This is a genomic window from Rothia sp. CCM 9416, assembly GCF_048513535.1.
In the GTDB taxonomy this organism is placed as follows: domain Bacteria; phylum Actinomycetota; class Actinomycetes; order Actinomycetales; family Micrococcaceae; genus Rothia.
In genome coordinates, this window is record NZ_JBLXXR010000004.1 from 107342 (window position 1) to 130814 (window position 23473).

25 protein-coding genes are annotated in these 23473 nt (G+C 53.8%); 9 read left to right on the top strand and 16 right to left on the bottom strand.

Annotated features, from left to right (window positions below; translation table 11 throughout):
- Window positions 1-141 precede the first annotated feature (141 nt).
- A complete protein-coding gene (locus ACN080_RS03410; protein WP_419113056.1) occupies window positions 142-2151 on the bottom strand; it encodes a DUF6541 family protein in 2010 nt (669 codons plus the stop codon).
- Window positions 2152-2598: 447 nt separating this feature from the next.
- Here ACN080_RS03410 and ACN080_RS03415 point away from each other — a divergent pair, with 447 nt between their 5' ends.
- Window positions 2599-4263, top strand: a complete 1665-nt coding sequence (locus ACN080_RS03415) for an alpha-keto acid decarboxylase family protein (RefSeq protein WP_419111456.1) — start codon at window positions 2599-2601, stop codon at window positions 4261-4263.
- Between the two features lie 84 nt (window positions 4264-4347).
- Here the strand turns inward: ACN080_RS03415 and ACN080_RS03420 are convergent, their stop codons facing one another.
- Together ACN080_RS03420 and ACN080_RS03425 are read right to left on the bottom strand one after the other, a co-directional pair.
- Window positions 4348-5754, bottom strand: coding sequence for a GntP family permease (locus ACN080_RS03420; protein ID WP_419098822.1), 1407 nt, complete (start codon window positions 5752-5754; stop codon window positions 4348-4350).
- A gap of 42 nt (window positions 5755-5796) precedes the next feature.
- The gene (locus tag ACN080_RS03425) at window positions 5797-6318 is read right to left on the bottom strand and encodes a gluconokinase (protein WP_419113057.1); all 522 of its coding nucleotides are present in this window, start codon (window positions 6316-6318) and stop codon (window positions 5797-5799) included.
- 224 nt (window positions 6319-6542) lie between these two features.
- Between ACN080_RS03425 and ACN080_RS03430 the strand changes: the two genes are divergently transcribed.
- Window positions 6543-7775, top strand: coding sequence for an acetylornithine deacetylase (locus tag ACN080_RS03430; RefSeq protein WP_419113058.1), 1233 nt, complete (start codon window positions 6543-6545; stop codon window positions 7773-7775).
- Between the two features lie 44 nt (window positions 7776-7819).
- On the opposite strand, the gene ACN080_RS03435 is transcribed toward ACN080_RS03430, so the two are convergent.
- The 7 genes from ACN080_RS03435 to brnQ form a co-directional block, all read right to left on the bottom strand.
- Window positions 7820-8053 carry a hypothetical protein gene (locus ACN080_RS03435; protein WP_419113059.1) on the bottom strand — a complete coding sequence of 78 codons (234 nt, stop codon included), beginning with the start codon at window positions 8051-8053 and terminating at the stop codon, window positions 7820-7822.
- Window positions 8054-8085: 32 nt separating this feature from the next.
- Complete coding sequence (locus ACN080_RS03440) at window positions 8086-8589, bottom strand: hypothetical protein (protein WP_419113060.1); 504 nt, start codon at window positions 8587-8589, stop codon at window positions 8086-8088.
- A gap of 142 nt (window positions 8590-8731) precedes the next feature.
- The gene (locus ACN080_RS03445) at window positions 8732-9694 is read right to left on the bottom strand and encodes an MIP/aquaporin family protein (protein ID WP_419105184.1); all 963 of its coding nucleotides are present in this window, start codon (window positions 9692-9694) and stop codon (window positions 8732-8734) included.
- A 241-nt stretch (window positions 9695-9935) separates the two neighbouring features.
- On the bottom strand, window positions 9936-10559 hold the full coding sequence (locus ACN080_RS03450; RefSeq protein WP_419113061.1) for a VanZ family protein: 624 nt from the start codon (window positions 10557-10559) through the stop codon (window positions 9936-9938).
- Window positions 10560-10663: 104 nt separating this feature from the next.
- Complete coding sequence (locus ACN080_RS03455) at window positions 10664-11038, bottom strand: fluoride efflux transporter FluC (RefSeq protein ID WP_419111833.1); 375 nt, start codon at window positions 11036-11038, stop codon at window positions 10664-10666.
- Window positions 11035-11502: a fluoride efflux transporter FluC gene (locus ACN080_RS03460; protein WP_419111834.1), complete on the bottom strand. Its 468-nt coding sequence runs from the start codon at window positions 11500-11502 to the stop codon at window positions 11035-11037. The genes ACN080_RS03455 and ACN080_RS03460 overlap by 4 nt, the downstream gene beginning before the upstream one ends.
- Before the next feature lie 379 nt (window positions 11503-11881).
- A complete protein-coding gene (brnQ, locus tag ACN080_RS03465) occupies window positions 11882-13168 on the bottom strand; it encodes a branched-chain amino acid transport system II carrier protein (RefSeq protein WP_419113062.1) in 1287 nt (428 codons plus the stop codon).
- Between the two features lie 195 nt (window positions 13169-13363).
- Here brnQ and ACN080_RS03470 point away from each other — a divergent pair, with 195 nt between their 5' ends.
- Window positions 13364-14215 (top strand): PRD domain-containing protein, encoded by an 852-nt coding sequence (locus ACN080_RS03470; protein WP_419113063.1) that lies wholly within the window; start codon window positions 13364-13366, stop codon window positions 14213-14215.
- Between the two features lie 258 nt (window positions 14216-14473).
- Window positions 14474-14980, top strand: a complete 507-nt coding sequence (locus tag ACN080_RS03475; protein WP_419111447.1) for a MarR family winged helix-turn-helix transcriptional regulator — start codon at window positions 14474-14476, stop codon at window positions 14978-14980.
- 109 nt (window positions 14981-15089) lie between these two features.
- Here the strand turns inward: ACN080_RS03475 and ACN080_RS03480 are convergent, their stop codons facing one another.
- The 4 genes from ACN080_RS03480 to ACN080_RS03495 all read right to left on the bottom strand — a co-directional run bounded on the left by ACN080_RS03480 (window position 15090) and on the right by ACN080_RS03495 (window position 17878).
- Window positions 15090-15317, bottom strand: a complete 228-nt coding sequence (locus ACN080_RS03480) for a hypothetical protein (protein WP_419105190.1) — start codon at window positions 15315-15317, stop codon at window positions 15090-15092.
- A gap of 33 nt (window positions 15318-15350) precedes the next feature.
- Window positions 15351-15719 (bottom strand): hypothetical protein, encoded by a 369-nt coding sequence (locus tag ACN080_RS03485; RefSeq protein WP_419098810.1) that lies wholly within the window; start codon window positions 15717-15719, stop codon window positions 15351-15353.
- A 183-nt stretch (window positions 15720-15902) separates the two neighbouring features.
- Window positions 15903-17108: a biotin synthase BioB gene (bioB, locus tag ACN080_RS03490; RefSeq protein ID WP_419113064.1), complete on the bottom strand. Its 1206-nt coding sequence runs from the start codon at window positions 17106-17108 to the stop codon at window positions 15903-15905.
- Between the two features lie 71 nt (window positions 17109-17179).
- Window positions 17180-17878 carry a hypothetical protein gene (locus ACN080_RS03495; RefSeq protein WP_419113065.1) on the bottom strand — a complete coding sequence of 233 codons (699 nt, stop codon included), beginning with the start codon at window positions 17876-17878 and terminating at the stop codon, window positions 17180-17182.
- 90 nt (window positions 17879-17968) lie between these two features.
- On the opposite strand from ACN080_RS03495, the gene ACN080_RS03500 reads away from it, so the two are divergent.
- From ACN080_RS03500 to ACN080_RS03515, 4 genes are all read left to right on the top strand, one after another.
- Window positions 17969-18541 carry a TetR/AcrR family transcriptional regulator gene (locus tag ACN080_RS03500; protein ID WP_419113066.1) on the top strand — a complete coding sequence of 191 codons (573 nt, stop codon included), beginning with the start codon at window positions 17969-17971 and terminating at the stop codon, window positions 18539-18541.
- Between the two features lie 101 nt (window positions 18542-18642).
- Window positions 18643-20016 carry a galactokinase gene (locus tag ACN080_RS03505; protein WP_419113067.1) on the top strand — a complete coding sequence of 458 codons (1374 nt, stop codon included), beginning with the start codon at window positions 18643-18645 and terminating at the stop codon, window positions 20014-20016.
- A gap of 169 nt (window positions 20017-20185) precedes the next feature.
- Window positions 20186-20350 (top strand): ribosome recycling factor, encoded by a 165-nt coding sequence (locus ACN080_RS03510; protein ID WP_419111839.1) that lies wholly within the window; start codon window positions 20186-20188, stop codon window positions 20348-20350.
- An 87-nt stretch (window positions 20351-20437) separates the two neighbouring features.
- Window positions 20438-20668: a CsbD family protein gene (locus ACN080_RS03515; protein ID WP_419098804.1), complete on the top strand. Its 231-nt coding sequence runs from the start codon at window positions 20438-20440 to the stop codon at window positions 20666-20668.
- 329 nt (window positions 20669-20997) lie between these two features.
- Here the strand turns inward: ACN080_RS03515 and ACN080_RS03520 are convergent, their stop codons facing one another.
- Both ACN080_RS03520 and ACN080_RS03525 read right to left on the bottom strand, forming a co-directional pair.
- Window positions 20998-21777 (bottom strand): rhomboid family intramembrane serine protease, encoded by a 780-nt coding sequence (locus ACN080_RS03520; RefSeq protein WP_419113068.1) that lies wholly within the window; start codon window positions 21775-21777, stop codon window positions 20998-21000.
- Between the two features lie 95 nt (window positions 21778-21872).
- Window positions 21873-22397 (bottom strand): peptidylprolyl isomerase, encoded by a 525-nt coding sequence (locus ACN080_RS03525; RefSeq protein ID WP_419098802.1) that lies wholly within the window; start codon window positions 22395-22397, stop codon window positions 21873-21875.
- Window positions 22398-22634: 237 nt separating this feature from the next.
- Here ACN080_RS03525 and ACN080_RS03530 point away from each other — a divergent pair, with 237 nt between their 5' ends.
- Window positions 22635-23234: a hypothetical protein gene (locus ACN080_RS03530; protein WP_419111441.1), complete on the top strand. Its 600-nt coding sequence runs from the start codon at window positions 22635-22637 to the stop codon at window positions 23232-23234.
- Window positions 23235-23473: the final 239 nt, after the last annotated feature.

Sequence of the window (23473 nt, forward strand, 5' to 3'; positions counted from 1 at the left end):
GTCCGGCCGAGTCCCTTCCCCAGTCCACCGCCGGTAGGCCCTAAACCAAGCTGAGTCTCTCAACCACCCAGCCTAGGACACTTTCTGCGCAGGATGTGCGCAAAGGTTTAGCCTACCTCTTTTGGGGCAACCTCAAAAACCCTAGCTCGGCGGATACATGCAGAGGTCAGCCCGGTATAAACCGACAGCCCCCACACGGTCAATCTGAGTGTAGCCGGGGAGGTCCTCCCCCAGGCGGTCGAAGCCACTTGCCTTTTGTTGACCAGGAGGAGGTGTGAAATCCAAGGCGTAGAAGGCGTTTTCCCGGCGCATGGCTGGGCAGACGTCAGGGTCGGTAGCCGCCTCATCAAAATGGAGCTTAAGCGTCCTCTCATCCTCCGTAACATCCGCAAGTATATGCTTAGATGTGACCTCATAGCCAGATATGGCATAAGCATAGGCCCCTCCATCCTCTGGATTCACCACAATGGTGGACCCTGGGGGCAAAATCCCCTTGATTTCTTGTAAGAGAGCGATTTCGTCATTGGAGACCCGGTAACTCGAGTCGGTCACCGTATAGTACTTCTTAAGTTTCTGAAGATATTCTGTATAACCTACTGCATTCTGGGTCCAGTAGGTGAGGGGAGCCAGAAAGACCAAGATAAGAGCGGCCCATAGAACTCCTTCCTTCACCCGCCCCCGTAGGATTGGGGAGAAAGAATCAACCAATTTCTGACTCATTGCAGATAAGCCACAGGCGGCCAAGGGTAGGGCTACAACGGGTGTAAAAGCAGCAACCCTGTAGGCATCCTGGTACCAGACACCGGTAATTTCGTACCGGCCTTCATCGTAATCTAGGTGCCGGATAGCTACCAGAAAAAACATAGCTACTAGCCAGCTACCCAGAATCCACAGTTTTTTATCCCTTTGGGCAACCGTTACAAATATACCGACAATCATCAAAAGGCTGACAGCCCAGAGGGCACCGGTATTCATGACTCCGTTGACCAGGCCCTCCCCCACAGCCTGCGAGGCTGTTAGTTCAGGTACCCAGTGACGTCCGGCCTCAATATCTGGGCGCACCAGTACCCACAGCACACCTAAGACCAGGATGCAGGAAAAGAGCGCCAGCAACTGGAAGCTGGTAGGTAGCCAACCCAGCTGCCCTCTGAAGGCAGCGCGCACCTGTAGATACATGCGAACCACAACCATAGGTAGGCAAAGAACCAGCAAAGTAAGTGCCGCGTTAGGGTGGGCTAAGCCTATGCCCAGGCAAACGAAAATTCCCAGGAAAATTCCCTGAACACTAGCTAGGGTCCTCAAATGCGCAAGTCTAAAAATCTGGGCAGCTAGACCGATACCCACAGGAATAAGCGCAATTCCCAAACTATTGGGATAGAGAATCCCCCAGCGCATGAGAAGAAAAGGGAAGGCTATAAAAGATGCCGAAATAGCCCCTGTTCCCACCAGCGATACCGGGTTGTTCCTCAGGATATGGCGCACCATGTAGAGAGTACTGATAGGCCAGACAAAAGCACCAACCGTTAAAGCCATGCTATTGACTGCCGCCCGAACAGAATCTTGAGCCGCTCCAAGGGCCAAGGCAGGGATAGCATGCCAGGCAGCCGGGTAAAAGGATGAGTCGGCATCAATAGTCATGGTCCCGACAAAGAAGGACGAGGCATTGCCCTCTTCAGCGATATACCGGACCGCATTAAGATGAAAGAGCTCATCAAAGGACTGCCCAATAGCATCTGGGCTACCGAGAGCACCCAGGATACCGCGGCCCAGGAGGGCAACCCCTAGAAAAAATCCTAGGACAGAATAAATACTTTGAGGCCCCCACCATTGTGACTGGCTCAGTGTGGATGGGCTACCCGCCGTGAGGGGCAGGGGGGTATCCCACCACCTATATCTCTGCAGCAACCGCATCAGCGGGTAGGTAAGGAGGGCTAATATGAGCCCGCTCAGGCAGGGAACAGCTATAGACCACTTGATCCCCAACAGGGGTGCAACTATGGCGCTTAGCCCAATAGTGGCCACCGATACAGGCAGGGAGAGGGCTAGGGCATCTAGCCCCTTCTGGCCTGTCGCTAGGACAAGGAATAGCCCCGGTAGAACAAGAAGCGCCACACAGATAACAACCGGAAGCACAAGAACAGACCAGCTCACCAGTCCCACTACCTTTCGGGGATAAAATATCCGGTATAACTCAACCCATGAGCTCTATGGGTTCGGATCAAAAGTATCTCCTATTTTAGACATATTATTCTTGAGCCTTGTTAATCCCGGGCTTAAACCTGCAGAAATCACGGCAAGTACCGGGCAAGCTCAGAGCTAGGGCGGGCTAGTCTCCTGCACACTATCTTTCTTCCGTACCCGCTACACCTCAGGACCTTACTCTCATCCCCTTCTTACCGAAACCGCAACAATCACCGCATAAGCCCCCCCTAGAGCCCCTCACATACAGGCGGATCTTCTATTAAACACCCATTTGTGCACCCTCAGACCAAGAGTAAGCGCAAACCGGCTCGGGGGGTCTTGCAGGAGCGATTAAACTGTTAGATGACTGTGGCAGGTGCTAATAACCTGCATGATGTACTAGAGAAGGAGTCGACGATGACTTATACCGTAGGCCGCTATATTCTCGATCGCTTGGCTGAGCTAGGGGTCGATAAGGTCTTTGGCGTCCCGGGGGACTTTAACCTCTTTTTCCTGGACGATGTTCTGGCCCATGAGAAGCTAGATTGGGTGGGCAACGCCAACGAACTGAACGCTGGCTATGCCGCAGACGGGTACGCCCGTGTTAAGGGTCTGGGTGCACTAGTTACCACCTACGGCGTAGGTGAACTGTCCGCTATTAACGCAACTGCCGGTTCTTTCGCAGAAAACGTCCCCGTCATCCATATTGTGGGTGCCCCTAGCCTTGCCGCGCAGAACTCCCACCTGCGTATGCACCACACCTTAGGTGATGGGGATTTTAAGCATTTCATGCGTATGGCCTCGGAGGTTTCTGCCGCTGTAGCCGCTATCCACCCTGCCACTGCAGCCAGTGACATTGACAGTGTGATCCGAAGCGCCGTCATTCAGCGCAAGCCCGGCTACCTGATGCTCCCTGTTGATGTATCCACTATGCCTACCACCCCACCGGCACAGCCACTTGAGGTAGACAGCAAGGTTTCCTCACCCGATATTGAACAGGCTTTCCGCAAGGCAGTAGCTGATTTTATGCAGGGTAAGAAGGTTACTGTACTTGCCGATATTATGACCGAGAGGCTAGGTGCCGTAGCTGAGGTGCGGGACCTGGTGACCGAAACCGGCTTCCCCTTCGCATCACTCATGTGGGGTAAGGCTGTTCTCGATGAGACAGAACCTAATTTTGCGGGTATCTATGTGGGTGGGCTTTCTGCCGAGCCGACACGTGCCGTAGTTGAGGATGCCGAGGTTCTTATTTGCGCTGGTGTAGAGCTTACCGATACCACCACCGGCATCTACTCGCATTCCATTGACTTTAGCCGGGTAATCAATGTTGCGGCTGAGAGCACCAGTATCGCGGGCCGCCACTATGCGCCACTGACCATGGCCAGGTCGCTGACCATCGTGAAGGAAGTCGCGCTGGAACTGGGGCTCAGTGGTACCGACTTTGAGGCAACCACCACCCAGGAGCCACTCCCCCAGATTACCGATGAGGCACTCACCCAGGACGCCCTCTGGAAGGTTCTTTCATCCAACCTGGATTCTAAGAACACCGTGGTAGTCGATATGGGCACCTCCTTCTTTGGTATGGCTACTCGCAAGTTCCCCAAGGACTCACGTTTTATTGGCATGCCACTATGGGGGTCGATCGGCTATTCCATTCCGGCTCTCTTGGGAGCGGCTATGGCTGACCAGGGATCCCGCGGTGTACTGATGGTGGGCGATGGCTCTGCCCAGCTCACGATCCAAGAGATTGGCACAATTATCCGTGAAGAGATCAACCCGGTTATCTTCCTGATTAACAATGATGGCTACACCATTGAACGTTCAATCCACGGTGTCACCGCCTCCTACAACGACATCACGGCCTATGACTGGTCAAAGATTCCCGGTGCCTTTGGGGGAAGAGAGGACAACACTGTTATTCTTCGAGCCGCCACTATTCGTGAATTTGACGAGGCCTGCCGCCTTGCTCGTGAAACCCGCGACAAGCTGGTCTTTGTGGAGGTTGTCACCGCCCCCATGGACATGCCTGAGCTTCTAGAGAAGTTTGGTGCACAGGCTGCCCAGCTCAATAAGAAGAAGTAATAACTCATAGAGAGCTCAGAGGCCGCCCCCTCAACAGAAGGGGCGGCCTCTGAGGTCATCTGACCTTTCTCAGGGAGTCAGGCTCTAGAGTAGGCTTGCGGCTCCAAAAACTGCCAGGGCACCGGCAAAACCAGTTATGCCGATCAGGGTTTCCATGACGGTCCAGGTTTTGAGCGTAGTTTTTTCATCCATGCGGAAGAAGCGACTGACCAGCCAGAAACCTGAATCATTGAAGTGGGAGAGCACTACAGAACCGGCGGCAACTGAGACGACCAGGGCGGCGAGCTGAATTGAGTTGTAGTTAGCCGCTAGAACACCGGGGGCAATCAGGCCAGCAGCGGTAGTCAGAGCTACGGTAGCTGAGCCTTGAGCTACACGTAAGATGGCCGCAATCATGAAGCCTGCAAAAATCAGCGGAACCCCTAAATCACCCAGTACATCAGCTAGGGCATTACCAATCCCTGAGGAGCGCAGGACCCCACCGAACATACCGCCGGCACCGGTAATCAGAATAACCGAACAGACAGCGGGCAGGGCGCCGTCCATAATCTTTTGTAGTCCGGCTGCCTGGTCCTGACGCTTGAAGCCTAGCAGGTACATGGCAACTAGGCAGGTGATGAGCAGGGCAACGGGAGTCTCTCCTAAGAGCCGTAGGACCTGGAACCAGGTTTGGTTGGCTGAACCTTCAGGTAGGACACCGCCGGTAGCAAGGGTGTTGAGGCCCGTATTGAAAAAAATAAGGGCCATAGGTAGGAGCAGAACAAAAAGAACCGTTCCAAAAGAGGGCGGGTTGGTAGGATCTTCCTGAGTTTCTTCGTACCCCAGAAGTGCCGGAACCGGTAGGTTAATTCTCTGGGCTACCAGCTTGCTAAAAAGGTAGACTGCCAGGTACCAGGTTGGGACTGCGATCAGGAGTGAGACAAGTAGTAGGGTTCCTACATTTGTTTCAAAGAATGCTGCGGCAGATACCGGCCCAGGGTGGGGTGGAACAAAGACGTGCATAACCGAGAAGGCACCTACAACGGGAATACCGTAGTAGAGCAAGGAACCTCCGACCCAGCGAGCTACTGAGAAGACGATGGGTAGCATGACAACCAGCCCGGCATCAAAGAAGATGGGGAAGCCAAAGAGCATTGAAGCGACACCAAGGGCAATAGGAGCCCTCTTCTCACCAAAAACTGTGATCAGCTTATTGGCTAGCACCTGGGCGCCACCTGAGTACTGAATCAGAGCACCCAGCATTGCGCCCAGTCCCACCAGCAGGGCTACGGAGGCAAGTGTAGACCCAAAGCCACTGAGCATGACCGGTACAACACTGGTAATCGGTATGCCTGTGGCTACTGCGGTCAGGAGGCTGACAATGATCAGGGAGGGAAAGGCATGTAGTTTCAGTTTGATGATGAGAAGTAGCAGGAGCAAAATTGCACCGGCGGCTATAGCTAGAAGCGGGCCTGCGGTCAGGCTCTGACTCCAGTCGTCGGGGAGGGGCATGAGGAACTACTTTCCTGATGGATAAGATGATGTGGTTACGGGCTAGGTCAGGCTAAGGCCTAGAGCTGCATAAGCTCTCTCAAGGACCTGGGGCATCTCCCCTGAGATATCTACGACTACACCCTTTTCATCCTCTTGGAGGGGTTCTAGGGTAGCTAGCTGTGACTCAAGTAGTGAAAGCGGCATAAAGTGGCCTGTGCGCCTCTTCATGCGCTCAGCGATTAGGTCTTTATCTCCGGTGAGATGCAGAAACACAAGTCCCGGTGATGCTTCTCGGAGTACATCGCGGTAGGCACGCTTAAGGGCCGAGCAGGTGACCAGGGTCTTAGCTTTTCGTTTATCTGCTTCCTGAATCCAGGAGGCAATTTTCTCTAGCCAAGGGCCTCGGTCAGAGTCGTTGAGGGGTATTCCTGCGCTCATTTTGCAGATGTTGGATTCTGGGTGCAAGTCATCTCCTTCGATGAATTCCCAGCCCAGCTCATCACGCAGAGCGTGGGCGACACTGGTTTTCCCGGTGCCACTGACCCCCATCACCACAATATGATGCGCGCCATGTGTTTTCATTCCTCCTATTATGCACCGAGGGGGTCACGAACCCTAATTTATTGCTTTACCAGGTCTTAGGCTAAGCCAAGGACTAGGATTTTCACCCTCAGGTATATTCTCTTATCATTTTAGATCCTCCTCCATCGGAGAATAGAAATAACATGCTTTATTTGGCATATTCACTCTTAGAGTCCTCTGCGGGAGTAAGCTGGAAATCAGCTTAATCCCCTGAAAGGACACCAGTGTCTACACCTGCCAGCCTGCCCTGGATCGAAAAGCTTATTCGCACCGAATCCATTAGCCAGACCAGTAATCGGGCAGTCATCGACCTCATCTCCGCAGAATTTGAGAAGTATGGTTTCACCCCCTATTTCACAGACAGCGATGACGGCCAGCGCACCAACCTTTTTGTCACCATTCCGGCCAGCGATGGATCTACTAGTGGCGGATTGGTGCTCTCGGGGCACACCGATGTGGTTCCGGTTGAGGGTCAGGCCTGGACAGTTACTGCCCCTTTTTCACCGCGCGTAGTCGATGGCAAGCTTTATGGCCGGGGGGTATCGGATATGAAGTCTTTTATCGGGGTTATTCTCTGGCTACTCCCCCGCATCGCCCAAGCCCAGCTCACCCGTCCCCTACACTGCGCCTTCTCTTATGATGAAGAAATTGGGTGTGTAGGAGCACCGTCCATGATCCGAGAATTCCGCGAGCGCGGGGTAAAACCCGATTTCGCAGTAATCGGTGAGCCATCCATGATGCAGGTCATTTCGGCCCATAAGGGCGCCCACCGGGGCCGGGTGACTTTTACCGGTGTCGCTAAGCACGCATCACTAGCCCCCCACGGGGTTAATGCTCTAGCTCCTGCGGCGGAGTTCATTACTTTCTTTGAGCAGCTAGCGGCAGGCTGGCGGGAGCACGGCCCCTTTGATGAGGATTTTATTGTTCCGTCGTCCACTGGCGGAGTGAATTTTGCGCGTGGGGGTATCCAGTACAACATTGTGGGTGAGCGTGTGGTCTTGGAGTACGATTTTCGCACGGTACCTCAGATGACGACCGATGAAGTGATGGCCCAGCTTGAGGCTAAGATAGCCGACGATTTGCTACCAGCCCTTAAGTCGCGTGCCCGTGATGCGGAGAAATTGGCGGGTGTTTCTGCCGGTGAGTTTGAGACGGCGGTGGGTATTGAGCACGAGCTTTTGGCTGTTGTTCCTGCGCTGGGCACTGCGGGTGATGCTGAGATTATTGGTCTGGCTAATGACTGGGCAGGGCGTGAGGGGTCGCGGGAAGCTCTTAAGGTTACCTACGGTACCGAAGCTGGCCAGTTTGCCCTCTATGGCGGTGTGCAGGCTGTGGTGTGCGGACCTGGTGATATTGCACAGGCGCATACTCCTAACGAATGGATTGAGCTAGCCCAGATTGAGGCCTGCGAACGCTTTATGGAGAAGGTTTTGGCATGGGCAACCAGCGCCCAGTAAGAACCTGTCAATAGGTTCTTCCAAACTGCAAGGTTGAGTTGCTATTACCTACTGAGCAGGTTTCCTAGGTCTTCGGTGGTATCAAGGCGATAGATGGTCTCCACGGTGTAGTTTTCCCCCAGCTCGGTTGCCACCCGTCCCTGGAGTTCTTTACCCAGGGCTATCCACCGCTGGTACGGGGCTTCTTGGTAGCGAGAAGAGACGGTGGGTGTAGCAGGGTCCCCTATACCCACTTCCTCGTGCAAAGGTGCTCTGCGGTCAAGTGATTCCCAGAGCATGGCCCAGTCTCCGTTACTTCGCAGGTAGAGGGTCAGCCTGTTGAGGTAGCTAAGGGTGAGAACCCAGCAGTTTGTGCGAGTATCTCTGCCGCCGGGTAAGGATCAGGGCCACATTCTCTTTCGATGAGGGCGCGCACGGCACCCATAAAAGCGGTCAGTGCCCGGGTTTCTCGTCCCGTTTCGTCGTCCCCGGGGAGTTTGCCTTCAAAGACCCCAGGGCTCACCTCTTTGAGCAAAGGACAGCCGGGCTGCCCCATCACAGGCGAAGTCACTAGGCTCATATCCCAGGTCTTTGTTCTCTGCGTGTAGGTAGCCCGAATTGTGATGCCGGCAGATGTCTCGGGCCTATAGGTCACGCTCATCTCAGAACGGCCCGGCGGGTGGTAAGGGTCTTGTTCAATTTCCCCTTGCACATAGATGATGGTGCCAGGTTCCCCAGGGTGAGTTTCGATGACAGGAACCGTGAGGATCCCTGCCAGAACGGGGTGCAGTCCGGGAGCTAGGGGGTAGGGCACAAAGTGATAGCTGGCAACCATAAGCCCAGTGTAGATACCCTGCCGATAGTCTGCCTAGAGGCACCGTAACAAAAGTGCCTACCCCAGGTCTATTTCCTGCTGACTTGCTGTAAACAGGAGCTTGAGGTGGACGGAGTAGGCGCAAAGGGCTGTATGTGGGGTCTTACTCCCAGAAGTGCTTCTTGTCGACCACGGGAATCTGGCCGGTGGGTACATAGGTTGCGGCAGCTGATGCGGCGGTTGCGGCGGTGTCTTCTACCTGGGGCAGGATTTCAGCAGACTTGGAGCGGTACATGTGGGTGTTAGCCCATAGCCCAAACCCAAGTACGGCTACCACCAGAACTGTTGAGATGATCTGGAAGATAGAGAACTGACCGTCGTAGTAGAGCTTAAAGAAGGAGCCGCCCATTATGCCACCGGAGATAGGTGCAGCGATTGGCACCCAGGCGTAGAACCAGCGTGATCGGCCCTTGCCATGGATAGGGAGCAGGGTGTGCATGAGGCGGGGGCCCAAGTCACGGGCAGGGTTGAGTGCGTAGCCGGTCTGACCGCCCAGGCCGATGACCAGTACGGTAACCATGAAGCCGAAGGCAAGGGGCTTGAGTACGTCGTTGAGGTTTAGCGTCAGGGCGGAGCCTTCGAGGGCAGGGCTAAAGTTCACGCCCACATAGAGGGCTGAGAAGACCAGCATGAAGGTACCGATAATCTCGGAGAGAGCGTTGGTGAAGTAGTTGTGAATGGCGGGAACGGTGGCGAAGACACCCAGCTTGATTTTGCGGTCAGCGGTGGCTTTCCAGTGAGGTAGGTAGTTGAGGAAGACGATAAAGGCACCAGCCATGGCACCCAGCACCTGGGCCAGGATGTAGCCGGGCACCTTGGCCCACTCAAATTCGCCGTAGGCAGCTAGCCCGATAGAAACGGCGGGGTTCAGGTGGCCGCCGGAATAGTGGTGGGAGGCGTACACACCAAATGCTACTGCGAAGCCCCAGCCGAAAGCGATGGTGAAGAAGTTGTCACCGTGGCCTTTTGAGCGGCGTAGCTCTACGGTGGCGATGACACCACAACCGATGGTTACCATGATCATGGTGCCAAGGAATTCAGCGAGGTAGGGGCTGATGGTATTCACAGGTTCTCCGCACGGTCTGGGGCGTGGGGCCGGTGCTATCCGGTGTCTTCACCCAAATAATTGTTTCGGTTGCGTTTAAGTGTGAATGAGTGGGTTTGTTGGGGCAAGACCTTAGGGGTAAAAGTGCTCTAACACTTAAGCGATTTCCTGCGATTTACCCAAGATAATGTGATTGAAAACCCATAATTTATTTCCACCTACTAAGAATCTAGCCCGGATTCACAAGCGCAGATTCCCGCATTTAGCGAGCAAAAAGACGCTTTAGTGTCTCCAACAGGTAGCCACGGCACTGCCAAGCCACCACAAAAGTCCAGCCCAGCACAGCACCCAGGGTGTTATTGAAAAGGTCCTCGGCATCGAAAGTGCGGATCGCACACCCGTAGTAGCCCCAGAGCCCGGTGAGCTGGGTCAACTCAATAACCAAGGAGACCCCAAAAGCGGCCAGTAGTACGGTACGAAAATGGGCTTTCCAGAACAGGTAGGCAAAGATCCCAAAGGGGATAAAGAGCAAGATGTTGAGGAGCATCTGCAGGATATAGGTGGAAAAAAGGGCTTCGAGCAGACTACCGTGTTCCCGCAGGGCAAACTGTAGGCTCCATCCCAGGAAGAAGCGGGGGTAGGTATTGCCCCATCCCGCCGGGCAGACAAAGGTGTCCCGATCCGGCAGCGGAAGTAGGGTGTAGGCGACCACTCCGGTGGCGTAGAACAGGACTATTGAGGTACGCCCCAGCCGTCGCACGAGGGCACGGGTAGCAAGGTGGCGACTGCCCCACCAGGTCAGGGGAAGAGCAACAAGAGCTAATATAAGCCACAGCCAGATAGCCTGCTGAATCACAGGTAGAGAGTAGTTAAGGTAGTAGCGCATAGTCCAGGGGTGTAGGAATCGGGGGCCTTTATTCTAACCCCTTGTATAAGAGGTCAATTTTATTGTTCCCTTCATGGGCTAGGCCTTCACCTGATAACTGCCCCTCAAAGGGCTAGGGATCCCCCTACAATAAGCCCCAGGGCAGCTGCCAAGGTTGCGCACACAGCTTGTAGCAGGACAAGAATCAAGGGTCCAGCCTTACCGGGGTGGGTGACTGCTTCAAGAAGGGCAGTAGAAAAAGTCGTGTAGCCGCCAAGAAAACCAGCGCCCAAGACCAGTCCAAGACCTTCTGAAAGATCAGAAGCCTGATTCTGGGTTATCACCCCGGTCAGCAGGCCTAAGAACAGGGATCCGGTCACATTAATAAAGAAGACCCCCAGCGGGAGCCGGGTGCAGAGATAAGCCTTAAAATAGCTATCGACCACAAAACGTAAGGCCGCTCCAAGTCCACCAGCACAGAAAATAAGCAAGGCAATCATCGCGGGCCCCTGCCCTTCTGAAAGTAGTTTTCCTTGTGCTCTCTTCCACCGAGCACTTTACCCCAGCGTAACCCTGACCAAGCCATCAGATAGCCTCCAAACAGTGAGAGCACCAGATAAATCAGAGCATCTATGTACTGCCCGGCTGCCCCAAGCTGAGCGAGAGCCAAGGCAAAAGATGAGTAGCTAGTAAATCCACCCAGCACACCGGTGCCTAAAGTTAGACGTGCTGACCTTACCCAGGGTCCCCCTGAACGAGAGTTCAAGAAGCCGGTCAGTACTCCCAGAATGAGGGCACCGGCACAGTTGATGGCAAGCATAGTTACCGGGAACATGTTCAGGGGGTCTGTAGTCAGGGGGTCTACTGCAGAATCGGGGAATAGGGCGGTAAGAGCCACCCTGATAATGGCTCCGACACCACCACCACAAAAGACCAGGAAAGCATCTGAGGGGCTAGGTTTCACCCGCCCAGACTATCACCTTGTTCGCTCATCCTGAGGAGGGGTCACCGGCAGTAAAATTGACCCTCAAAGCCTTGGATCATCTTCTTTAAATTTCCATCATCAAGACCTGTTTCTTTCCAATCTCCCATCGGGTAGAGTCTGTTGCAAGCTGTTACTTGTTTATTTTTGAAGAAGATTTTGGTGGCCCTGCCGGGGTCTCCTGAGTTTGAGTTGGAGGGTTAAGCCTTGCAACTCGTTGAGCGGGCTCGCGTTGATGGTTGTGGTTCCCCTCAGCGCGAGCCTCTTTTATTAAGAAGAAAGGGGGCCTTGTCCCGCACTTAAGGTGCGAGGCAAGGCTCCCTTTTTCTATGCTTTCAGGTCCCAGCTGACTGCGCTCAATCTAGCTGTTACGGGGTTTCCGCGTCGTATCGAGAGCAAAACCAACCAGAGCCGCAACCAAGGTAGGTACAATCCAACCAAGCTGGTAGGAATGGCCCGGTGCCCAGCCGATGAGAGATTCAATGAGCGAAGACCCAATTCCCTGGGAGGAGAGCGTCATGCACAGCGCCCACAGTACCGAGATGATCAGTGCAAAGCGGTGGGTAAAGTTCATCCAGGGCGCCTTAATACCTGCTTCTACCAGCGCAAGAATCACCAGGGTGAGAGCCGGAGGGTACAGGGTGGTGATGATGGGAATGGCAAAGCTCATCAACCCTTCGAGGCCAAAGGAAGCCAAGGCAAAGGCAATCAGGGTGAAGATGATAGCCCAGGCTCGGTAAGACACTGCGGGAATCAGCTTGTTAAAGAAGGAGCTGGTCGCACCGATAAGCCCAACAGAGGTGGTCAGGCAGGCAAGAAGTACAATTAGGCCAAAGACGAGGGCCCCAGCGCTACCCATAGTCTGGTGAGCAGCTTCGGTCAGCAGGGCCGCACCGTCCTTGAATCCCTGCCCATCCTTAATATGACCGCCAATGTATCCCAGGCCCAGGTAGACCAGCCCTAGGAGTAGACCCGCGATAATACCGGCCAGAGCAACACCGCGGAGCAGGTCACCGCGGGCTGTGATTCCTTTTTCTCGTAGGGAGGCAATCACGATAATCCCGAAAGCAAGGGCAGCTAGGGAGTCCATGGTCATGTAGCCGCTGACAAAGCCTGTAGCAAGGGCGCCGCTGGCGTAGTCTTCGGTGGGAGTTGCCGCTGGCTCACGCAGGGTTAAAAGACCCATCACAAAGAGTGCTACCAATAAAGCCACAAGTGCTGGGGTGAGGTACTTACCCAGAGCGTCAACAATTCCGCTGGGGTTCATGGCCAGCACATAGGAGATCCCAAAGAAGATCGCGGAGAAAATCAGGGTGGGTAGTATGCCTTGGGCGCCAAAGTAAGGTTCTACAGCGATGGCGTAACTTACGGTGCCGGTGCGAGGCAGGGCGTAGAGAGCACCAATGGAAAGGTAGACCAGGGGTGGGAAGATCAGGGCAAAGATACGCCCGCCGCGGCTTGCAAGGTCATGAAGGTCAAGACCTGTCACAGCAAGAGCAATCACCGCAAGAATGGGCATCAGCACACCAGTAGCCAGAAATCCAATTATTGCAGGGGTAAAGTTGGTTCCCGCCTCTGCGCCTAGCATTGCGGGGAAAATAAGGTTACCTGCTCCAAAGAACATGGAAAACAGCATCAAGGCTGTCACCAAGACACCTGCAGGAGAAAATGATGATCGAGAAGTAGTGTTCATTTCTGGCGGTTATCAATTCTTGTTGAAAGCGAAAGCTATAGCTTATACAGTTTCGGGCAAGAGGTCCACAAAAGAGTGGGACCTCAGCACCGCAGACCGGTAGAATGGTAGGGATACGGTACTTTCTGCAACAAAGATGGGGGGGTCAGTGTGCGCATTGCTCGTATCTACAATAACAATGTTGCGCTCACCCAGACCTATTCCGGTGAGCAGATTGTTGTTATTGGCAAGGGTCTTGCTTTCGGCAAGCGCAAGGGGGATATGGTTGACCCCACTTTGATTGAACAGACTTTTGTTCCTGAATCAGGGATGTCCGATGAGAGTTTGTCATGGTCTCTGGCAAAAATACCATCAGAGATTTTGGGTATTACAACCGATTTGGAGTCTCTAGTTAAGGCTGAGGGTATCAGCATTTCTCATTCTTTTATTGTGCCGGTAGCTGACCATATCAACTATGCGGTTATTCGCGCCAAAGAAGGCCTAACTGTCGATTATCCGCTCGCTGTTGAGGTGTCGCAGCTGTATCCCCAAGAGGTCCGATTTGGACGTCGTGCCCTTGAGCTGGTTAAAGACCGTATGGGCATTGAGCTGCCCGATATTGAGTCTATTCCTCTGGCTATGCACCTGGTTAATTCTCAGTTCGCTTCTGAGGACATGGGCAGCACTTACCGCATGACCGAGGTTTTTGCCCAGATTTTTGAAGTTATTGGTGCAGGCTTTGGTGGCCCCGTTGATCGTTCGCTTATGAGTGCGGCGCGCTTTGTTACTCATCTTCGATACTTGTTCGTGAGAGCCTCCCAGCACCAGCCACCGGATTCTTCCCCTAGCCTCCCGCTCCTCTTGGAGAGCATGAGAGAGGCTCACCCCCGCGCTTTTGCCTGTGCCCGCAAGGTGCGCCTGGTACTAGAAATGCACCTTAACCAGCCGCTGACCGACGATGAACTCACCTACCTGACGATTCACATTGCCCGTCTTGCCCGGGATCAGTACAGCATCTCATAGCTCAAGCCAGCAAGGGGTAGGGTTTTCAGCATGGCGTGAGAACAAGATGCACGCTGGTTCATCTGTCTATTTTTTCTTCTCCATAAAAGAATCAAAAAATAAACATAGATGCTGGTCAAGCCAATATTTCCCTTAAAGTAGCTTAATATTTAAGGCAAGTATTCCATACAGGTAAACCGAGAGTTAGGCTAAACCTGTAGGGGTTTTTCCAGCCGCCCCTGCATCTACTCTTTCACAAGACTTATGCGAGGAGGTTTTGTGACCATATCTACCCCATCAGCTAGTTCCATTAAAGATCAGGAAGGCCTCTGGAGGAACTTGACGGAGACTCTGGCAACTCTCAATCTCCATCTTGATCGTTGCCTCAAAAAAGAAGCAAAAATTAAGCTGTCCGACTACAAGATTCTGGCAACTCTCATGGAGGCCAATAGCGTCTCTCCCACCGCAGGAACGCTTATACGCATGCGCGATCTTGCGCGAACTACCAGCGTTTCAGCTTCTCGTCTCACCTACCAAATTGAAGCTCTTGAGCGGCAAGGGTGGGTCTCAAAGATGCCTGTGCTTCAGGACCGTCGAGGTAAAGGTATAGTAATTACGCCCTTGGGCCAGCAGGTCTACCGCCAGGCAGCTCCTATATATACCCGAGAGGTACAGCGCACAGTTTTCAGCGCACTTGACCCTTCAATAGCCCTTGCGGTTTCACTTTTTTCGCGAACTGTCCGGAACAACATCACATCACAGAGCAAAACTCAGGACCCGCAATAGCTTATAGGTCATTTGTACCTTCTACAGATAAGGGTTCACACCAGCCATCAAGACGGTACAACCCCTCTCTTATGTGAAGCTGCTATTGGCACCCTCAGTCAGGTATAACTTAGCTGGATTTACCAGCCTTACCCTTGGGTACTGTTCCCACTCTCTGTGCCTTATAGAGCTGTTCACGGTTGGCAAGAACAACTAGAGCCATAGCGTTAAGGGCAAGACCCACAATAAAAATAATCCAGCCAATAATCATAAGCGAGGTTCCGCTTAGGATAGCTCCCACAACGAGAGCTGTCACCGAAACCAGGTAGGCCGGCGAGAAAAGAAATTTTGTATCCATGAACTGAGGTATAACCTATCTGCCGGTAGAGCTTTAGTGAACGTGCGGACGAGGGGGGCGGGGGCGGAAGATACGCTCATCGGAGGTTGCCGCAGGGTTGGAAGGAAGGATCTCGTGAGACTCAGTTACGGGTTCCGCTTCATCAATCTGCGTATCTGATACCTCTCCTAGGCTCTCAGCTTCCTTCTGACCTTCCCCACCCGTCAGCAGAGCAGGAAGAGGTCCGCCCTTGGAACGCTGAATCATGACCAAGGTAGAGAAGACATTGAGGCCCAAGCCAGCCAGAAGCAAAACCCAACCCAGCACCGCGAGCAAAGATGAGCTGACACTCACCAGTAAAGCTCCTACAAGCAGAGACGCAAGGGAAGTCAGGTATGCCGGTGAAAGATCTTTGGGGTCCATGGGTCCTAATTCTTTGGTTTACTTAATGCCTATATTCTAAAGGAAGAATATTTAGGGGTAGGGCGACAAGCGTCCAGTTACACCTGGTGTAGACCTAGCGCCTATCGAGTGGTTACTTACCCCATGGTAGGGGATAATCCTCAGAATTTCTTGAGTATCTACCTCTCGGCATCCTGAATCACCCTAGAAGTTGGGGGCGGTATCCGTCCCTACGCCTCGTCGGCGAATCTGGGGGGAAAAGATGGGGCCCTCCTGGGCCTTGGTAGGTTCGTGCCCACCGCAAGCACTGGATGAGCAACCTCCGCACCCACCAGAGGCGCCGCAGGGAGCAAGAGCTGTACCGGACTCTTGGGCTAGATCTACTCCATGGGCACGCAGGTAGTCTTCGTGTTCTGAAACCAGGTCACGGTCTTCAGCACCAAGAACAAGGAACCCTCCGTCACGAATCATTTTGAGGTCATCGAGGGCTGACTGTCCGGTGGAGGTGAGGTAGTCGCCCAAGAAGAGAGAGTTCACCACATGCAGGGCCAGTGGCTGTAGAGTGCGCAGGTGCATTTCACGCCCCCCGGCCATACGCAGTTCTTTTTCCGGGGCAACCATGCGGACCGTGGCGAGAATCCGTAAGCACCGCATGGGGGTCAACTCCCAGGTTCCTGCCAGCGGGGTTCCTTCAAAAGGCATCAGGAAGTTCACCGGGATTGAGTCCCCCTCAAGTTCTTTGAGGGAAAAGATGGCATCAACGAGCTGTTCATCAGTCTCACCCATACCCACAATCAGGCCAGAGCAGGCAGAAAGGCCGGCGTTTTGGGCTTTTGCGACGGTATCTAGCCGGTCCTGGAAGGTGTGGGTGGTGCAGATATCGGCGTAGTGGTCTTCGCTGGTGTTGAGATTGTGATTGTAGGCATCTACCCCGGCAGTTTTAAGGCGGTCAGCCTGGCCGTCTTTGAGGATACCCAGGCAGGCGCAGACCTCCACCTGAGGGTGTTCTTCTTTGAGGTCTTCTACCATTGCTGCCACCCGCTCAACATCACGATCGGTGGGACCTTTACCGGAGGCCACCATGCACACACGTGATGCCCCACCGGCAATACCGTAGCCGGCCTGCTTGACGGCTTCATCAGCCTTAATCCAGGTGTATTTGAGCACGTCGGCTTCTGAGCCCAGACGCTGGGAGCAGTAGGTGCAGTCTTCGGGGCAGAGGCCCGATTTGAGGTTGACCAGGTAGTTGACCTTGACGGTGTTGCCAAAGTAGTGACGGCGCAGGCGCGAAGCCGCATCCACGAGAGCAAAGGTCTGGGCATCGGTAGCTGTCAGCATGGCGAGCGCTTCGTCGCGAGTCGCAGGCTGGCCAGCTAGGGCCCTGTCGGCAAGAGCAGAAAAGTCAGTCATGCAACCAGTGAACACTGTTTTTGAACAGTGTTCAACTTTTGGGCACCTATGACTTTTTCACTTCTCCTGCTTTAGGACCCACACCCGCCACTACCGCAAGCGCAGTTGCCACCGCACCCACCTGTCTTATCGGAACCGCTCAGGGCGATCTGAGCGTAGGTTTCTGCACCGGCAACACCGTGCTGACTCAGGTAATCCACATATTCGGCGACCAGGTCACGCTCTCCGGCACCTTCAATAGTGAGCCCTGCGCCCACAATAAGTTTGAGGTCCTCAAAAACCAGGCGTGGTTCCTCGAGACTGTCGTTGAGCACCAGGGAATCAATCGCACCCACAGCAAGGGGCTGTAGGGAGCGGAGCGTTGCCTCTCTGCTGGAACCCAGGTGAAGACTACGAGCAGGATCCGCAATACGGGCGGCAGCAATAATGCGTAACGCTTCCATAGGGAGCAGAGCACTGTCCCCTGCCACAAAATCAAGTTCCAGAGCTTTACGTGTTTCACCCTCGTCGATAAGTAGAGGAACGAGTGTTGTAGGGTCAAGCGGTGCGGTAATTTCTAACCGAACCCCCGCTTTTACGTCTGCCGCTACCCCCGGCAGGTTAGTCACTGTCATCAGCGTCCCAAAGTGCTGTTGTCGTAGTTCCGCCGCGAATTCCATGAGGGCGAAGGTAGCCGCAGCACTAGCGGTAAGAACGTCGCTGATGTCCTCGGCGGTGACCTTCTGCCCCGCCCGGACGCGGCGGGTTAGGTCTGAGAAGTTAAGAGTCATGCTCCCCAATGTACTCCCCTACCGCCAGTTTCGACCTGCCGGGTCAGCGCCTAACTGTTCTGAAAACTCAAAGTAGGACACAATGAGGGGGTGGCATTAACCCGTGAAAAGATTCTTGATACAGCTTTTGAAGTACTCCGCCAGTTTGGGCTAGCCGACCTGTCTATGCGCAGGTTGGCAACCGAGCTGGGGGTTGCACCGGGTGCCCTTTACTACCACGTCAAAAATAAGCAGGAGCTCCTTACTCATCTCGCATCTCGCATGTTGCACAGAGTTCTGGTTGCCTCATCTAGGCGGGGTAGAGCAGGCACAGGTAGGTTGGCCATTATCTGCGGTGAACTGTACACCCAACTTATGCCGGTCAAGGAATCTGCCGAGGTAATCCGTCTGGCTATTGCACTGCATCCCCAGGAGCAAGGGCCGGGGCATCTTGATCTTTTAGATATTCTGGAAAGCGAATTTAAACCCCTCTGCGGATCCTCTGCGGGCCTTGCCGCGAGTTCTTTGCTCCATCTGGCTCTCAGCCTGATTGAGGAAGAGCAGACCAGAGCACTACTCACGGGTGCCGCTCCTGCCTCAGATCCCCCGGCAAGCTATATATCTGCCCTGGAACACCTGATTAAAGGTTTCGCAGTCAGTCCCTCAACTCCACCGGGGTATTAGCCTGCGATACCTTCGACAAGAAATAAAGTAGTAGCTTCATACGTTTTCCATGTAGCTAGAACGACAACCGGCTCCTGAAGCCTGTAGAAAAGATAAGTATCGTGACTTTCCGTGTAGAACCCCTGTGGTCAACTCTGCCCGACCATGAGGCCCAGGTAGAGGCCGCCCGCACCGCTTTCATCGATAAGTATGGGGAGGAACCAGACGGTGTGTGGTCAGCTCCAGGTCGACTCAATCTCTTGGGGGAATACATCGACTTTTTGGGCGGCTCCTGCATGCCCATGCCTCTGCCCTACCGCACCTATGTTGCAGGTAAACTCCGCACCGATGGAGTTCTGCGGGCTGCATCTCTCCAGATGCCAGGCGATGACCGCACCGTTGTCATTCGTGAGACCGCTCCCGGAACTATTAAGGGCTGGTTCACCTATGTTGCCGGAGTAGCCTGGGCTATGAATAGGGAAGGCGGCAAAGATATCGCTCTGCCCCACCAGTTTGGTGCCGACCTCCTGATTTCATCGCAGGTTCCCGTGGGCGGGGGGCTCTCATCATCAGCTGCTATTGAATGTTCAACAGCGCTCGCCCTCCTTGATCTTTCGTGCCCTCTACGAGCTGATTGTGACTCCACCGAGGCTCTTCCCTCTGATCGAGGTCCCGGTAATGACCAGCTCAGGGCGCGCCTGGCGCAGGTCTGTATCAGAGCTGAGAACGAGGTCGCAGGTGCCCGCACAGGAGGGTTGGATCAGACCGCTTCTCTTCGTTCCACACCAGGCCAAGCGCTTGTCATTAACTTCAGGGATTTCTCCATTGAACCGCTAGAGGTCGATGTGAATAAGGCAGGTCTAGCCTGGCTGGTTATTAATACCAACACTCCCCACGAGCTCACAGGTGGAAAGTTTGCCGCTCGGCGGGCGGCCAACGAGGCTGTCACCCAAGCTATGGGGCTCGACTATCTACGCAATGCGCTTCCCAAGGACCTATCCTGCGCCGGCCTCAGCGAGCGTGAGGCCAAACAGCGTCGTCTCAATATTATTGACGAGACAGTTAACCGCGCACTGGTTGCCCTGGAAGAAAGTGGGCAGCCCCTAGATTTCCCCCGTGGCTGGGTGCGCCACACTCTTCACGACATGACGCTGGTTGAGCGAGCTGCCTATCTTCTAAAAGCTAAAGCTGCGAGTGGGCACACCGATTGGGTTGAGCTGGGCCATCTCTTCACTGAAAGCTTTGTTTCCATGCGCGATGAGCTACGGGTCTCACGCCCCGAAATTAATGTGGCGGTAGAAACCTGTTTGAAGGCCGGGGCTTTAGGTGCCCGACTGGTGGGTGGTGGCTTTGGTGGCGCTGTTATGGCGCTCATGGATGCCGCGCATATACAGCAGGCCGCCCAGCAGGTTGCTCTTGCTTACGCTCAAGGGGGCTATGATGAGCCTGAGTTCTTGCCGATGGTAGCAGGCTTCCCTGCCGATAGAGATCTTTAGGACTTCTTCTCAGCCTCTCAAAGTATTGCACAGCTCCTTGAATGCCGGACTGACTATCTCAGCATATCTACAGCCTGGCGGGTTTCTTTTCACAGTGAGAGTGCATAAACTGGGCTTCAGGGATGGCTTTCCTGCCGTCCTGGTATATACCTCACATAAGGAACAACAAATGGGTTTTGACCTCAATAACGCCATCAACGAGAACCTCGAGAAGGCGCAGGACGTCGTCAACGAAAAGGCCGGTAAGGAAGTTGTCAACGACGACCTTGCTCAGAAGGCCAAGGACGTTGCATCCGATGTTGCCAATAAATTGGGCGAGAAATTCAACAAGTAAAGCTTGGGTTTACCCCACAAAACAATACCCAAGTATCACCTTATAAAGGTTCTATCCGTCTCTGGATATAGATGAAAGGAGCCTCTCATGGCTGCAGAAGAGAAATTTGAAAACGGTCTAGACAACCTAGCTGGTAAAGCTAAGGAAGCTGGCGGAAAGCTGACAGGTAATGACCACCTCGAGGCAGAAGGCAAGACCGATCAGGTCAAAGCTCAGGCACAGGACAAGGTTGAAGACGCCAAGCAAGCCGTAAGCGACGGTATTGACAAGGTCAAGGAAACCTTCTCCGGGATTGCAGATTCTTTCAAGAAAGACTAAGTTAGTTTCTTCTTGGGCGTCACAGGTTGTACCTGTGGCGCTTTTTTATTGGGGAGGGGCGATTCCGTAGGGTTTTATTCGCTTATTTACCCACACAGGCTTTATCCACAGGTGGGGATAAATTTGGGGAAATCTCTTACATCCATGTAATTTCAAGATCTCCATCAGCTCGGGTCCGCTATACACAGTTTTTAACATCTGTGGAATTACATCTATGTAGTTATTAACAGCTGTGGATAAACTGTGTGGAACCCTGGTTTAAGTACAGTGGGGCTGGCTAGCTATAGGCCACCCGCCCCACTGTTCTTGTCATTTTGTTGATCTGCCCACTAGCGGCTGAGTCGCTTACCCCGAGGTGTTGGGATACGGTCTAAGAGGGTAGCTACCGCGGCACCTGTAATCAGCCCGCCTAGGTGGGCTTCCCACGAAATACCAGAAGCAAAGAAACCAAAGGCAAAGTTGAGAACAACTAAGAGGACAATGCCATTGGTGCTCTGTTTGCGAGCGCGGGAGAGGGCAAAGAAGGCTCCAAAGAGCCCAAAAACGCCACCCGATGCGCCCAGCGTACTGGTGTCCATGGTGCCCATTATCTGGGCAATCAGATGCACCGCCAGGGACCCTCCAATAATGGAGAGCAGGTAGGTTGCCAAGAATTTCCACCGTCCCAGTAACGGTTCCAGGGCCTGCCCAAAGAGGTAGAGGGTCAGCATATTGAGCAAAAGATGGGTGATGTTGCTGGTGGAGTGCAGAAAGCCTGAGGTCAGCAGGCGGTACCACTGTCCCGTATATTCCACGTAGAGGGGGTTGTAAATGCCGAATAGGGTGACCTGGCGGAAGAGTATTTGGAGGACCCACACCAGGCAGTTGAGAGCGATAAGGATGTAAGTAACGATGGGCATGGTGCGGGCATACCGAATTTTAGGTGCGGTAGCTTGAGCGGCAGTCATACAGTCCACGCAGATCATGCCAACTTCTAAGGGCACCTGACATTTGCCGCAGGCCAGTCTGCCACACCGCCCACATCGTACATAGGTTATCTGATCAGGGTGGCGTGGGCACACCGAAACCTGTTCATCCTTATACCCGTAACCGCCTGTCTGTTGGCTCACGGGGCCTTCCTTTCTCTATGTACTCCTCATAAGCGCAGAGTGCAGAAAGGCCCGCCCAGAGTTCGGGCGGGCCTGGAGTAAATCTTTACGGAGATTTAGAGCTCTTCGATGTCGATGGAAGAAATGACGACGTCTTCAACAGGGCGGTCCATGGCGCCAGTAGGAACACCTTCAATCGCATCAACGACCTTCTTGGAGTCCTCATCTGCAACCTCACCGAAGATGGTGTGGCGGCCGTTGAGCCAGGGGGTTTCAACGGTGGTGATGAAGAACTGTGAGCCGTTGGTGCCGGGGCCTGCGTTAGCCATAGCGAGCAGGTAGGGCTTGTTGAAGGAGAGTTCAGGGTGGATCTCGTCCTTGAACTGATAGCCGGGTCCACCGATACCCTGGCCGAGGGGGTCGCCACCCTGGATCATGAAGTCGCGGATAATGCGGTGGAAGATAACGTCCTTGTAGAGGGGGCCGTTCTGTGCTTCGCCGGTGCGGGGGTGGCGCCATTCCTGGCTACCATCGGACAGGCCGATGAAGTTTTTGACGGTTACCGGTGCGTGGTTACCGAAGAGGTTAACGACGATGTCACCGTGGTTGGTGTGAATTGTTGCTTTTGCAGTTGCAGTCATGTCCCTATTCTTGCACGGGGTGTTCAATACCCGCTAGCTATTCGCTGTGCTTTTGCACTAAGCGAAAGCGGCTCAACTTCAGCGAGTAGAGAAACACGGGTGTTTTTTGAGGTATCCAAACCCTATTTTGAATGATAGAAAGTAAGCTGATAATGAGATACTAGTAAAACCTGCTAGTTCATTTAGTTGAGCCGGGAAGGCAAAACTGCAAGCAGGTTAAGACTCTAAGGAGAGACCATGGAACTATGTAAGAAGAGCAAGGCTAAGAAGGCCCAGAAGCAGGCAGAGAAGCTGCTGGCGAAGGCTACTAAGAAGTCCGGTAAGAAGGCAGATAAATTGACTGCTCTAGCGGAGAAAAAGTTCAGTCGTGCCGAGAAGTTGACCGGCAAAAAAGCACACCAGCTCGGCAAGAACGCTCGCTCGGTTGCCCAGGATGGCGTACAGAAGGCTGAAAAGATTCAAGGCAGCCTTGCCGATAAAATTCAGTCAAAGGTGAACGATGTAACACCTGCGGTAGAAGGTGCTGTAGCTCAGGCTCGAATCAAAGCAGCCGGCGTTGCCTCAACTGTGGCCGGTAAGATTTCGGATGTAGAGGCACCGGCTGCGGTTGAAACTCTAGCAACCAAGGTGACCGGCGATAAGAAAGCCCTGAAAAAAGCTCAAAAGTCTGCCGCTAAGGCCGCTAAGTCTTATGCTAAGGAACAGAAGAAGGCTGCTAAGAGTGGCGGCAAGGGCCTATTGGTCTTTGGCCTGCTGGTTGCTGGCCTTGTTGCTGGCGCTGCTGCCTACAAGGCTTCACGCCCTGTCGAGGATCCCTGGAAGACCCCTGCGGCCTAACCTTTCCTGCCTTGAGTTAAAGAAGGGGGGCCTGTCTCTATAAGAGACAGGCCCCCCTTTCTGTGAAAATTGGTGGGGCCGGACGCAAAGCTCTACCAGGAACATGCGACGCAGGGCAGGTGAGGGGGAAATCTGGCGGGCTAGCACCCTTGAGGTGCTGTTCATGGGCTAGGTCTCATCTGAAGACAAAAAGAGACCCTAGGCTTTTCAGCCTAGGGTCTCTTTGAACTAAATTTAAA

Bases quoted from the DNA above. Each gene is read 5' to 3' on its own strand.
- bioB (WP_419113064.1), bottom strand. From the start codon at position 17,108: ATGACTGACTTTTCTGCTCTTGCCGACAGGGCCCTAGCTGGCCAGCCT.
- ACN080_RS03495 (WP_419113065.1), bottom strand. From the start codon at position 17,878: ATGACTCTTAACTTCTCAGACCTAACCCGCCGCGTCCGGGCGGGGCAG.
- ACN080_RS03515 (WP_419098804.1), top strand. From the start codon at position 20,438: ATGGCTGCAGAAGAGAAATTTGAAAACGGTCTAGACAACCTAGCTGGT.
- ACN080_RS03485 (WP_419098810.1), bottom strand. From the start codon at position 15,719: ATGGACCCCAAAGATCTTTCACCGGCATACCTGACTTCCCTTGCGTCT.
- ACN080_RS03440 (WP_419113060.1), bottom strand. From the start codon at position 8,589: ATGGTTGCCAGCTATCACTTTGTGCCCTACCCCCTAGCTCCCGGACTG.
- ACN080_RS03455 (WP_419111833.1), bottom strand. From the start codon at position 11,038: ATGATTGCCTTGCTTATTTTCTGTGCTGGTGGACTTGGAGCGGCCTTA.
- ACN080_RS03480 (WP_419105190.1), bottom strand. From the start codon at position 15,317: ATGGATACAAAATTTCTTTTCTCGCCGGCCTACCTGGTTTCGGTGACA.
- ACN080_RS03510 (WP_419111839.1), top strand. From the start codon at position 20,186: ATGGGTTTTGACCTCAATAACGCCATCAACGAGAACCTCGAGAAGGCG.
- ACN080_RS03530 (WP_419111441.1), top strand. From the start codon at position 22,635: ATGGAACTATGTAAGAAGAGCAAGGCTAAGAAGGCCCAGAAGCAGGCA.
- ACN080_RS03415 (WP_419111456.1), top strand. From the start codon at position 2,599: ATGACTTATACCGTAGGCCGCTATATTCTCGATCGCTTGGCTGAGCTA.
- ACN080_RS03425 (WP_419113057.1), bottom strand. From the start codon at position 6,318: ATGAAAACACATGGCGCGCATCATATTGTGGTGATGGGGGTCAGTGGC.
- ACN080_RS03525 (WP_419098802.1), bottom strand. From the start codon at position 22,397: ATGACTGCAACTGCAAAAGCAACAATTCACACCAACCACGGTGACATC.
- ACN080_RS03435 (WP_419113059.1), bottom strand. From the start codon at position 8,053: ATGCTCTGGGAATCACTTGACCGCAGAGCACCTTTGCACGAGGAAGTG.
- ACN080_RS03420 (WP_419098822.1), bottom strand. From the start codon at position 5,754: ATGCCCCTCCCCGACGACTGGAGTCAGAGCCTGACCGCAGGCCCGCTT.
- ACN080_RS03450 (WP_419113061.1), bottom strand. From the start codon at position 10,559: ATGCGCTACTACCTTAACTACTCTCTACCTGTGATTCAGCAGGCTATC.